The sequence below is a fragment of the Dyadobacter koreensis genome, assembly GCF_900108855.1.
GTDB lineage: Bacteria > Bacteroidota > Bacteroidia > Cytophagales > Spirosomataceae > Dyadobacter > Dyadobacter koreensis.
On sequence record NZ_FNXY01000002.1, the window covers coordinates 903,837 to 915,692 of the forward strand.

General features: G+C 40.2%; 13 protein-coding genes. 9 read left to right on the forward strand and 4 right to left on the reverse strand.

The features are described from left to right. Positions 1-100 precede the first annotated feature (100 nt). Both BMY70_RS08350 and BMY70_RS30840 read left to right on the forward strand, forming a co-directional pair. Positions 101-472, forward strand: coding sequence for a globin domain-containing protein (locus BMY70_RS08350; protein ID WP_090334516.1), 372 nt, complete (start codon positions 101-103; stop codon positions 470-472). A 278-nt stretch (positions 473-750) separates the two neighbouring features. Then, complete coding sequence (locus tag BMY70_RS30840; RefSeq protein ID WP_177196977.1) at positions 751-912, forward strand: hypothetical protein; 162 nt, start codon at positions 751-753, stop codon at positions 910-912. Between the two features lie 57 nt (positions 913-969). Here BMY70_RS30840 and BMY70_RS08355 read toward each other — a convergent pair whose 3' ends face one another. Next, complete coding sequence (locus BMY70_RS08355) at positions 970-1,758, reverse strand: glycerophosphodiester phosphodiesterase (protein ID WP_090334518.1); 789 nt, start codon at positions 1,756-1,758, stop codon at positions 970-972. Between the two features lie 194 nt (positions 1,759-1,952). Here BMY70_RS08355 and BMY70_RS08360 point away from each other — a divergent pair, with 194 nt between their 5' ends. Beyond that, positions 1,953-3,368, forward strand: a complete 1,416-nt coding sequence (locus tag BMY70_RS08360) for a CCA tRNA nucleotidyltransferase (protein ID WP_090334520.1) — start codon at positions 1,953-1,955, stop codon at positions 3,366-3,368. A 98-nt stretch (positions 3,369-3,466) separates the two neighbouring features. Next, positions 3,467-3,667, forward strand: a complete 201-nt coding sequence (locus BMY70_RS08365; protein WP_090334525.1) for a hypothetical protein — start codon at positions 3,467-3,469, stop codon at positions 3,665-3,667. On the opposite strand, the gene BMY70_RS08370 is transcribed toward BMY70_RS08365, so the two are convergent. Next, positions 3,664-4,974 (reverse strand): DUF2851 family protein, encoded by a 1,311-nt coding sequence (locus tag BMY70_RS08370; RefSeq protein ID WP_090334529.1) that lies wholly within the window; start codon positions 4,972-4,974, stop codon positions 3,664-3,666. The two genes, BMY70_RS08365 and BMY70_RS08370, sit on opposite strands and share 4 nt — an antisense overlap. A gap of 135 nt (positions 4,975-5,109) precedes the next feature. Here BMY70_RS08370 and mtgA point away from each other — a divergent pair, with 135 nt between their 5' ends. Continuing rightward, positions 5,110-5,796 carry a monofunctional biosynthetic peptidoglycan transglycosylase gene (gene mtgA, locus BMY70_RS08375; protein ID WP_090334532.1) on the forward strand — a complete coding sequence of 229 codons (687 nt, stop codon included), beginning with the start codon at positions 5,110-5,112 and terminating at the stop codon, positions 5,794-5,796. A gap of 225 nt (positions 5,797-6,021) precedes the next feature. On the opposite strand, the gene BMY70_RS08380 is transcribed toward mtgA, so the two are convergent. Both BMY70_RS08380 and BMY70_RS08385 read right to left on the reverse strand, forming a co-directional pair. After that, positions 6,022-7,014, reverse strand: a complete 993-nt coding sequence (locus tag BMY70_RS08380; RefSeq protein WP_090334534.1) for a 2-hydroxyacid dehydrogenase — start codon at positions 7,012-7,014, stop codon at positions 6,022-6,024. A 14-nt stretch (positions 7,015-7,028) separates the two neighbouring features. Beyond that, positions 7,029-7,961, reverse strand: a complete 933-nt coding sequence (locus BMY70_RS08385; protein WP_090334536.1) for a hydrogen peroxide-inducible genes activator — start codon at positions 7,959-7,961, stop codon at positions 7,029-7,031. A 190-nt stretch (positions 7,962-8,151) separates the two neighbouring features. On the opposite strand from BMY70_RS08385, the gene BMY70_RS08390 reads away from it, so the two are divergent. The 4 genes from BMY70_RS08390 to BMY70_RS08405 all read left to right on the forward strand — a co-directional run bounded on the left by BMY70_RS08390 (position 8,152) and on the right by BMY70_RS08405 (position 11,851). Beyond that, positions 8,152-9,648 (forward strand): catalase, encoded by a 1,497-nt coding sequence (locus BMY70_RS08390; protein WP_090334539.1) that lies wholly within the window; start codon positions 8,152-8,154, stop codon positions 9,646-9,648. 173 nt (positions 9,649-9,821) lie between these two features. Continuing rightward, a complete protein-coding gene (locus BMY70_RS08395; protein ID WP_090334541.1) occupies positions 9,822-10,121 on the forward strand; it encodes a hypothetical protein in 300 nt (99 codons plus the stop codon). Positions 10,122-10,291: 170 nt separating this feature from the next. Continuing rightward, positions 10,292-10,861, forward strand: a complete 570-nt coding sequence (locus BMY70_RS08400) for an RNA polymerase sigma-70 factor (RefSeq protein ID WP_090334544.1) — start codon at positions 10,292-10,294, stop codon at positions 10,859-10,861. 9 nt (positions 10,862-10,870) lie between these two features. Further along, positions 10,871-11,851, forward strand: a complete 981-nt coding sequence (locus BMY70_RS08405; RefSeq protein ID WP_090334546.1) for a FecR family protein — start codon at positions 10,871-10,873, stop codon at positions 11,849-11,851. Positions 11,852-11,856: the final 5 nt, after the last annotated feature.

Consider the following 11,856-nt stretch of genomic DNA (forward strand, 5'->3'; position numbering starts at 1 on the left):
TCACTGCTGTTCTGTTACTCAGAATGTTCCCATTTTTATTCCTGCCCGGATTGTTTGGCAGCATGAGCCGTTCTGAAAATCGAAAAAACTGAAATTGTATATGGAGAATGCATCATTATATGACCGGATTGGTGGAGAAGAAACGTTAAGAACTTTAACGGATAGATTTTATGATTTTGTTTTCGAACATGAATTGATAGCTCGTCTTTTTAAAAGTGATAAAGACGAAATAAAAGAAAAACAGCGCTTATTTTTAACGCAGTTTTTAGGTGGCCCTGGTTTATACTCAGAGGTTTATGGTCATCCCAGGTTACGCGCGCGCCATATTCCCCATCCGATCGGCGAGGAGGATGCGATTGCATGGCTGACTTGTATGGACAAAGCGATTTCGACTTTAACGATAAGCGATGATCTGAAAAAAGAGTTATTCAGTCGTTTTCCGCAGTCGGCTATGTTTATGGTAAACAGCTGATTTTTACGATATTCAATTACTTTTCAGAACCTTAATGGAGAAAATTAAGTTTTTGTTATTTTATTTATATTTCTGATAATTAGTTAGTTATGTGCATCTATAATAATATTTGTGACAATTATTATTATAAAAAATTACTATTTCAATAATTTTTAGACTATTTTTGATCTAAAGTTATCCTCCTTCGATCTATTTAATTTCTGGAAACGTATATGATTCATATACGTAGTCTACCCATCCTACGAATACTTTCTTATAAGTAAATCTTCTCTATTAGCATGAATAGTATTTTTGAATTTCTTTTACGCAGTCTAATCGCAGTTGTCTGGCTGGCCGCTTTGATTGTTACAACGGTATTGTTAGCGCCCGTTCATCTCATTGTTATGATCGCAGCTTCGGTTTTTCAAAAAACAAATGTTCAATCGCAATGGGTCTGGTGAAAGCCTGGCAAATTGAATTCAGGTTGAAAATTTTGTTGTAACTAAACAGTTTGCGGATCAGAAAAACTGACCAAATTCAGAATCAATCTGAAAGTATTTGACACCGTATTCCTGCATTTTTTTGCAGTCTGATTCGGCGCGCTTATACAAATCAGTCTGGTTTTTATAATGGTATTTGTTGATAGCGGCAACAACGAGAATTTTTTCATTGGACGCCCAAAGCACGTCACCCTTATTCAAATTAGCAGGTCGTTCAAACAGAAAATAGTGACCGGCGTTGTAGTCCGTTCTCTTTTTATTTTCTTCGAGTTGTTTTCGTGTACAGCTTAGTTTGATTTTTCCAGTGAAGAATTCTATCGACTCGTCTGTCCCGATCATCAATGCATTTTTTCTCAGATTATATTGATCGAGCAAGCTGATCAGCTGATTGAAAATAGCAACATCCAAGCCATCTATTTTATTATCAAGCATAATATCCAATTCGTTAGACTGGCAGAATCTGAAAATATCTTCGAGTTTTAACGGCGTGTTCTGATCCGTTTTGCTGGATAATTTTTGAATTTCCACCCAGTTGGTCTCTGTCACTTTTCCTGGGAAACCATAATATCTTGAAAAATTCGGGTCATGATTTGCCAGTAGAATACCATCCTTGCTTTTTCGAATATCAATTTCAATCATCTGATATCCTGCTTCGGCAGCTTTTTTTAAAGCAGGAAATCCATTCTCCGTATAAGTGCTGTCCACAATTCCACCACGATGTGCGATAAGTTTAATATCGGATTGCCCCATGCAAAATGAGAATGGCAATACAAGGCCAGCGAAGTATAAAATTATTTTAAATGGCATTATCTACAAAGATTATCAAGATTCGGCAAGGGGTGAAGTTATCAATTCAGTCGTTATTTCTGGCAGAGTTTTTGTTAAAGTTATATGAATTTTAAAATGTCCTGCGGGATGTTTTTTTAATAATCGGATAACGGATCACAGGTTGGTTTGTTCCAAACTAAATGTAGAGAACAAGAATTGCTTACCTTTGCGGCATGAATTTTAAAGAGCAGCTAATAAATTATCCGATATTGGAAATAGTGGCCCGGGCTTCTGCAGAGCTGGGTGTTGAAGCTTATATTATTGGCGGATTCGTCCGCGACCTAATACTGAAAAGACCAAGTAAAGATATAGATATCGTTTCGATTGGCAGCGGAATAGCGTTAGCGGAGCTTGTTGCGCAACAGCTCGGCCCCGATGTTCATGTAAGCATTTTCAAAACTTTTGGAACCGCGCAAATCCGTCAGGGCGACCTGGAAGTGGAATTTGTGGGAGCCAGAAGAGAATCATACAGTCCGGATTCCCGAAAGCCCGCTGTCGAAGATGGCACACTTCAGGACGATCAAAATCGCCGGGATTTTACGATCAATGCGATGGGAATAAGCCTGAGCCGGAAAAACTTCGGTGATCTGGTCGATCCGTTTGAGGGAATACGGGATTTAAGGAAAAAAATAATCCGTACGCCTCTTGAACCTGGAATTACGTTTTCCGATGATCCGTTGCGAATGATGCGCGCAATCCGTTTTGCTTCCCAGCTGAATTTTGATATCGAACCTGATACTTTCGATGCCATTATCAGCATGAAGGACCGGATTAGCATCGTTTCCATGGAAAGGATTTCGGATGAACTGAACAAAATTATTTTATCTCCGACACCTTCCTATGGCTTCAAACTGCTTTTTCATGCAGGGCTTTTGCATATCATTTTTCCTGAAATGATTGAGTTGTTGGGTGTGGAAACAATTGATGGTAAGGGACATAAGGACAATTTTTACCATACGCTTCAGGTTCTTGACAATGTAAGTCAAAACACAGACGACCTATGGCTTCGCTGGGCAGCAATCTTACATGACATCGCAAAACCTGCCACCAAACGTTTTGACAAAAAAGCCGGCTGGACATTTCATAACCATGAAGAAATCGGAGCGCGTATGGTTCCGGTGATATTTCGGAGGATGAAGCTGCCGCAAAATGAAAAAATGCGTTTTGTGAAAAAACTGGTGCGTCTGCATTTGCGTCCGATTGTGTTGTCAAAAGAAGAAATTACAGATTCTGCAATGCGAAGATTATTAGTTGAAGCAGGTGAGGATATTGAAGCGCTGATGAAACTTTGCCGCGCTGATATTACTTCCAAAAACCCGGACAAGGTCAAACGTTTTCTGCATAATTTTGATATCGTTGAGCAAAAACTGAAAGACCTTGAAGAGCGTGATAAACTACGTAGTTTTCAACCTGTGATAACCGGTGAAATTATAATCGAAACATTTGGATTGAAGCCATCCCGAGAAGTGGGTATAATGAAAGAAATCATCCGGGAAGCGATTCTGGAGGGGATTATTCCTAACGAATATCAGCCTGCGTATGACTTTATGGTTGAAGAAGGAAAGAAAATGGGCCTTTCTGTTCAATAACCGGGTTTATTATATCCGTTAAGGATTGAATAAATTTTTCAATTTCATATTTTTGCAAACCTATATAAACCGAACAAATCCCTTCATTACTATACCAAATGGAAAGTACACAGTTTAAACGTTTTTTTGGAGCACTTCTTACCTTGCTGGGAATTGCAGTTTTGTTATTTGCTTGTGTCGCTTTTCTTTCCGAAAAACCGGTTCTGGGTCTTACGGTTTCCAAATGGGAATCCGTTGTTCCGTTTTTAGTTGGTTCTGTTTTTTTGCTGACAGGCGTAAATCTGGTCAGCAGAGTTTAGGAAGAACGTACCAATGCCGCACCGACATTGCAATCCAGACATTTTTTAGCGGAACAATAATGATTGTACCACTCGATTAATGCCTGGGAGTCAGCGGCTGTTTTTACTTTCATTTCCAATGTTTCCCATTCACGGGTAATCCGATTATTTTCAGCCGGAAGTTCCGAAAGCCAGTTTAAGGCTTTTTCTAGCAATTCTGGCTGATGCCGTTGTTTTGAATAAGCAACCAGTAAGGGAACGACGGCGTTAATGATCAGAAGATTAATTGCATCTTTTCCCATCACGGGTACATCGGATTTAGATAATTTCCCAAATTGAAAATGATGGATCCAGTAATCTGATTGTTTCAGGCTAAATAATTTTTGCAAATCTCTGACAGAATCAGCGTTGGTTAAAGCGGAAAATAGTGGGCCGTTTTTATGGATCAGACTGACAAATTGAGAAAGACGAATTGTGGGAAATCCCGCAGGCCTCAGCCTGAGGAATTTGAATTCATGTGTGTTCATTTGAAAATTCCGTAACTGATATTTCCCTGCCAGGAAAGTATATTCTCTCCGTAATTCCTGAACATAGATTTCCTCTGATTCTGATTCCGTAGAGATCTCAGGTAGTAAACCTGCTGAGCCAAAAAGCAAGGCTTCAATCTGCCTGACCTGATTCCGGTGTTTTTGTAAAATTTTTAACGGTACAATCTGCGTTAACCGTAAAAAGGCCGGATCGTTGAGTTTAAAGCCAAAATGCTGTCCCAGCCATTGGTAGGAGGTTTCTTCCCAATCCTGCTGATTGGATTGCCACAATTCCACAACTTTCGAAGCTTTTTGATCGAGCCGTTCGAGTAAAACCTTATCCAGCATCGAATATTTTTGAAGTTCATGAACAGAACCGAATTGTTCCTGACAAGCAATGCCTACAGAATCATAAATTCCATGTGTGCCCATCAGTGAAGCATATCTTTCTAGGATGGAGAGCCTCACCAGCCCCTTCAAAGATAAAACGGGAAGTAAGGTTTTGTCAGGGCGATAAACCGGCATGTCATTCTCCCAGACTACATGCAGAATTACACTTTCGTAGGCAATATCGCCGGTGTGATCATGCAGCATCCAATCTGAGGATTTTGTATGAATTTCAACAGTGCCTATCCAGTCGACACCGTCGATCCTGACGCGCGCATTAGCAAAATCAGGACCCGCGTTACTATTCCGGTTTCCAGTTTTTGTAATCTGCAGACGTTCACCGGTTTCAACGCGCAGATCAGACGCATCAAAATATTGGAATTGCCATATAAAACTGAGCAGATCTTCATTCATAGTAATCTCAGATAGCGTGTGTGGAAAAAATATGCAATTCTGACCGGCTAATTCTTTGTCTAAACCTGAATTGTTTCTGTTCTTTGTACGTGTGTTTATTGGTTTGGTTTCTTATCCTGAGGAAATAATTATTGTATGCTCCGTCGTTTGCTGTCTTATGCGTTTAAATTTTCTATTTACTTTTTTGTCATTTCCATTGTTTGGGTCGTAGTGCTGAAATTTGTTCCGGTTTGGGTGACGCCTTTTATGGTTACACGAAAAATTGAAGCTTTCAGAGAGGATGAGGATACTGAGATTTACAAGGATTGGGAGTCTTATGATAACATTTCAAAAGAAGTAGCACTCGCAGTCGTTGCATCAGAAGATCAGAATTTTCCGAATCACTGGGGATTTGATTTCGACGAAATTTATGACGCAATGACCGAGAAACGAAAAAGAGCGCGCGGCGCGAGTACCATATCACAGCAAGTAGCGAAAAACGTGTTTTTATGGCACGGCAGAAGTTATATCCGTAAAGGTCTGGAAGTATATTTTACCGTTTTGATCGAGCTGATCTGGGATAAGCAGCGTATTTTGGAAGTATATCTGAATGTTGCGGAAATGGGAAAAATGACCTTCGGTGTCGAAGCAGCATCACAGCGTTTCTATAAAAAATCTGCGAAAAACCTTACGCGATATGAAGCCGCAAGAATTGCTGCGGTTCTACCCAATCCGGTACGGTTTTCTATAAAAAATCCATCGGCCTACGTTAATAAAAGGACTAATCAGATTGTCAGACAAATGAAATATTTGGGTGGCAGAAATTATATCGCAGATTTATAGATTGGATTTTTTTTCAAAAAATCAATGGTTGGACTCCCAAAATTAACCTCATTGAAGGTTCCTGTTTCTAGCCAGAATGTTAATTCACTGCAAATGTAACTCCTTTGGGAGTTTCCTGATAATTTCCGGAGACTCCAAATGGAGAAAAGATATGTTTTGACTAACTTACTTGTTATAAACAGGAAGCTCTTCGAAGGTTTTGGCTAGGAAATTGATTGTCTGTAATTAACTTTTTACTTCATTCACTAATTCCCTGTTGTTTTCAAAAGATGTCAGATTATTCAGGGTTATTGTCGCGATTTCTTCCACAGCTTCTTTTGTGAAAAATCCTAAATGACCGGTGATTAAAACATTAGGAAAAGAAATCAACCGCGCTATAACATCATCCAGAATGACACTTTCTGAAAGATCCTGAAAGAAAAGATCCGCTTCCTGTTCATATACATCGATTCCCAGATACCCGATTTTGCCATTTTTCAATCCCTCAATTGCATCTTTCGCCTGGATCAAAGCACCACGGCTTGTATTAATAATCATCACGCCGTCCTTCATTTTTGAAATAGCATTCGCATCGATAACATGAGCGGTTTCAGGTGTTAACGGACAGTGCAGCGAAAGGATGTCACTTTCATTCAGGATGTCATCAAGGCTTTTGTAGACCACTCCTTTTGCGACAAGATCGCTCGACTCTTTGATATCATAAGCCAAAACCTTACAGCCAAAACCAAGCATAATTTTACAAAATGCTTTCCCAATTAAACCGGTTCCGATGACACCAACGGTTTTTGCAAAAAGGTTGAAACCCGTTAAATTTTCAATTGAAAAATTTCCTTCACGGACGCGGTTATATGCTTTATGGGTTTTTCTGTTTAAAGTCAAAATCAGCGCCGCCGCATGTTCTGCCACCGATTCGGGAGAATATGCGGGGACGCGGACAACTTTTATCTGATTTTCATGGGCCGCTTTTAAGTCAACGTTATTAAATCCTGCACAGCGCAAGGCAATTAAACTGATACCATTTTGCTTGATAATTTTAATCGTTTCCCGATTAATGATGTCATTTACAAAAACACAAATCGCTTCGAAACCAATTGTGAGTACAGCGGTTTGCTCATTAAGCGGCACTTCAAAGAAAGTCAGTTCATGAACATTATCAGTGTTGAATTTGGTGAAGTATTCTTTGTCGTAAGATTTTGTACTGAAAAAAGCAACTTTCATAGGTTCGGGATTAATTAGAGAATTCTCATTTCCACCTTTTTATCATAAATTTCCTTCGGCACATAATCCGTTATTCCGGTTTTGAGCGCGTCGATTAACCGTGTTTTGACTTGCTCACGATTTACGACCAGGCAAACTTCACGCGCCGGCTCGGGAAATTGAAAATGACGGATATGCTTTTTTCTTTCTTCTGATAATTCGGTTACAGCAAGTTCCGGTAAAATAGTTATGCCTCCGTTTTTTTCAACCATCCGGATCAGTGTTTCGATACTGCCCGAACGGTATTGAAAACTATTGCCAAACTGACTGCTGCGGCTTAATTCACATAGGCGTTGAATTTGAGTTCGAAAGCAGTGGCCTTCCTCCAATAGCCACAAATCATTCGGTTCGATATCTCCCGGAAGAATATATTGTTTGTTGTAAAGCTCTGTATTTTCGGAAACGTAGGCATAAAATATCTCTTTGTAAAGAGGTATTTCCTGCAGGCCGCTGTCGCCGGAAAGTGAGGCAACAATGCCAACATCAAGGTTTCCCAGTTTTAGTTCTGTTATAATTCTTTCCGTGATCATTTCAGAAACATGAAGCCTGATGTTGGGATAATTTTCAATAAAAGGCTGTACAAGATGTGGAAGCAGATAGGGAGCGACCGTCGGGATAATACCAATTCTTAATTCGCCTGACAAATCGCCATTGAAATGTTTGGCAATTTCCGTCATCTGTCTTGCTTCAAAGAGAATCGTTTTGGCCTGATCGATAATCAGCCGTCCGATTGCGGTGGGAACGATCGGCTGTTTGGTACGATCGAAAATCTTAACGCTAAGTTCATCTTCCAGTTTTCTGATCATCATGGATAATGTTGGCTGCGTAACATTACAATGTTCCGAAGCCTGCACAAAATGCCGGTGATTATCGACGGCAACTATATACTCTAGTTGTTGAATGTTCATGAGAAGGTTCTATTTGAAAAAAAACAGTTCAACCGGGCTTAACAAGTGATTGACAATAGTCGCTGTTAGGTGGTATCAATTAAATCTATGCAAAGATAGAAACTATCAGTTTGATTTATGTGGATCGACCAGGTTTATTTGTAGCATACTTCTTCTAAAAAGTTACAGCAAAAGTTCAAGTGATATTACTATGACAGACGAAAAGAAAAAATTAACAACGGCCTCAGGCAAACCCTACACCGAACACGAAAATAGTCAGACCGTTGGCCCGCGCGGACCGATCTTGTTACAGGATTTCGTTTTACATGAAAAAATGGCCCATTTCAACCGCGAGCGTATACCAGAGCGAGTTGTCCATGCAAAAGGGTCGGGTGCATACGGCACATTTACCGTCACACATGACATTACACAATATACCAAGGCGAAGGTTTTTAATGAAATTGGGAAACAGACCAAAACTTTCCTTCGATTTTCAACAGTTGGCGGTGAAAAGGGATCAGCCGATACAGAACGTGATCCTCGAGGTTTTGCCCTGAAGTTTTATACAGAGGATGGAAACTGGGATCTCGTTGGAAATAATACGCCTGTATTCTTCATCAAGGACCCGAAAAAATTCAGCGACTTTATTCATACACAAAAACGTGACCCGCGCACGAATACCAAAAGCGCGACAATGATGTGGGACTTCTGGTCGCTTAATCCCGAAAGTCTGCATCAGATTATGATCCTTTTCAGCGACCGCGGAACGCCATATAGCTATCGCCATATGCACGGTTTTGGAAGTCATACATTTTCGATGATCAACGCTGAAAACGAACGTGTTTTTGTGAAATTCCATTTTAAAACCCGGCAGAAAATTAAAAACTTCACCGATGCGGAGGCTGGAAGAATGAAGGGAATGGATGCTGACTGGGCACAGCGTGATCTGGTTGAGGCGATTGATAACGGAGATTTTCCAAAATGGGATTTGAAAATTCAGGTGATGACAGAAGAAGAAACCCAAGCGTTCCGCTGGAATCCATTTGATGTGACAAAGATCTGGCCGCAAAGTGAGTTTCCGCTGATCGATGTGGGTGTCTTGGAATTAAACGAAATACCGAATAATTTCTTTGCACATGTGGAACAAGCTGCATTCGGTCCTTCACATGTGGTCGATGGTATCGGATACTCTCCTGATAAAATGCTGCAGGGCCGTTTACTTTCTTATCCGGACGCACAGCGTTACAGGTTAGGTGCTAATTATGAACAACTTACCGTGAATCGTTGCCCTTATGCGACCAATAATTACCAACGTGACGGAGCGATGCGTTATGATGGAAACGGCGAAGATGCCCCGAATTATTTTCCAAATAGTTTTGATAACATCGAAGTAGATCAGAGCTATAAGGAACCTTCGGAAAATATGTATTCTCTTGTGGCAGACTGGTATGACCGCAATGGAGAAAATGAAAACGATCATTATACACAGGCAGGAAATCTTTTTCGTAAAGTGTTTAACGATGAAGAAAGGACCACGCAGGTAAATAATTTTTTGGGATCGTTGAAAAATGTCAGTGGGCCAAAACGCGAACAAATCCTGAACCGTCAGCTTTGCCATTTCTTCCGCGCTGACCCTGAATTGGGTGCAAGAATTGCGCAGGGGTTAGGCATTCATATTGACCAAGGCATGTTCGCTCACAAAGCATAAGTGGATTAAAGGAATATATTGTACGTTGCAAAGCCATGTGAAACTTTTCGCATGGCTTTGTTGTGCTGTTAAAATATGATTAAATTTTATTGGTAAAGTGCTGTAATTTAAACAAATTCGTAACTTACCCTGGTAATTTTTAAAAACAGTATCACACTTAAACAGGTATCAAGATGAAAAAATTGGCAGGAATTATAATGCTGATGTTTTTGGTAATGACAGGAACAGCTTACGCTCAAACCGCAACACCGGCGACAAAGGCTGCTTCAACAAAAAAGAAAGCTGACCAGGAAGTAAAAGCTGCAAAAAGTGACGCGAAAGCAGATGCCCAGTCTACCGGCGCGAAATTGAAAAAAGACGGAACGCCTGATAAGCGTTATGCGGAAAATAAAAACCTGAAAAAAGACGGTACTCCGGATAAGAGATTTAAATCTAACAAAAAGGATTCTTTGAAAGCAGGTAAAAAACCCTGATCCAAGCAAATGGAATTTTAATTACCGGGCTGCAATTTTGCAGCCCTTTTTTTTACGCTGTACAAATCGGTACATTTTCTTCATAAAATTTAGGGTAAGCGTCTGTGTGGTTGTCATGGATATGAACAATCGGAATCTCGCATTTTTTGATTCGTAATTACTTCATTGTAATGAATATAACCGAAGAAGATACTTACCTGCTGAGCCAGGAAACAGAAGAGGAGTTTGAAAAAGTATTTAAAGCAAATTTTAAGAATCTGTTTTCATATGCTAAAACCATTATACACGACGACGTGATGGCTGAGGAAATGGTGCAAAATGTTTTTTGTCGTTTATGGGAAAAACGTGAGCATATACAGATACGCGAATCAGTTGGAGGTTATTTATATCGGTCTGTTTATCACGAAAGTCTGAATTATTTGAAACATGTCAAAGTCCGCGACGCTTATCAGGCTTACATGATTAACCAGCTGGCGGACTCCAATAATGCGGTTTATGAGATCGAGTTGGGAGAGTTGGAAGAGAGGCTGGGACTGGCTTTACTTGAAATGCCTGAGAAATGCCGGACCATATTTCAGATGAGCCGGTTTGAGGAATTGAAATATCAGGAGATTGCTGATAAGCTTGAAATTCCTGTTAAGACAGTGGAAAATCAAATGGGCAAGGCTTTGAAACTATTACGGTTGAAACTAGTGGATTTTCTGCCTGTTGCTTTGATATTATTTCTAATAGAATTATAAAACAAGATCATGCGAAAAGAAACGAATGATATGGATGATCTGCTGGTAAAGTATTTGCTCAACGAAGCAAACAGACAGGAGCGGAAAACGGTGGAGGTATGGGTTGCTTCGCATGCGGTGAATCGGACTTATTTTGAAAATTTTAAAACGATCTGGGACCGAAGCATACATCTTGCTGCACACTCTGAAGTGGATGAAGACTTGGCCTGGATTCGTTTTAAGGACAGAATGCTGCAGACTGACATTGCGGTAATTCCACTAAAAACTAACCCGCTTTTTAAATATCTGCGAATTGCTGCCGCGCTTGTTCTTATGACGGGAGGTAGCTGGTTTACTTACCTGATTGCGGTTAAAAATAATTTCTCAAAGCAGATTTCAGTGCATTCAGGTAAGAAGACGCTGGTCGATACTTTACCAGATGGGTCAGTCATTACGATGAATAAAAATGCTACGATCCGTTATGCCGAAAATTTTACTGCAGGCGGAACCAGGGAAGTCAAGCTCAAAGGAGAGGCATTTTTTCAGGTAACTCCCGACAAGTCGAAACCTTTTTTTATCGAGGCAAACGACGTGATCGTTCGCGTGGTCGGGACGTCTTTCAATGTAAAAAGCAGCCTAGAGAAAACAGAGGTAATCGTTGAAACAGGGCTTGTTGAAGTGACGAAAAAGGAGCAAAGGGTTAAAATTAAACCAATGGAAAAAGTTACTGTTTGGAAAGATGTTCCGGAGCTGACTCCCCAAAGAAATGAAGATCAATTTTATAAATATTACAGAACAGACAAACTTGTCTGCGAAGATACACCACTTTGGAAACTCGCCGGGGTTTTGAATGATGCATATCAGCAACGCATCGTCGTCAGTGCCGAACGGAGAGATCTTCCCATTAACACAACATTCGAAAACAAGTCGCTGGATGAAATTCTGATGATTATCAGTGAAACTTTTAACATAACCGTTGTGCGGAATGATGGGCAGATAATTTTAAAATAGGCTGT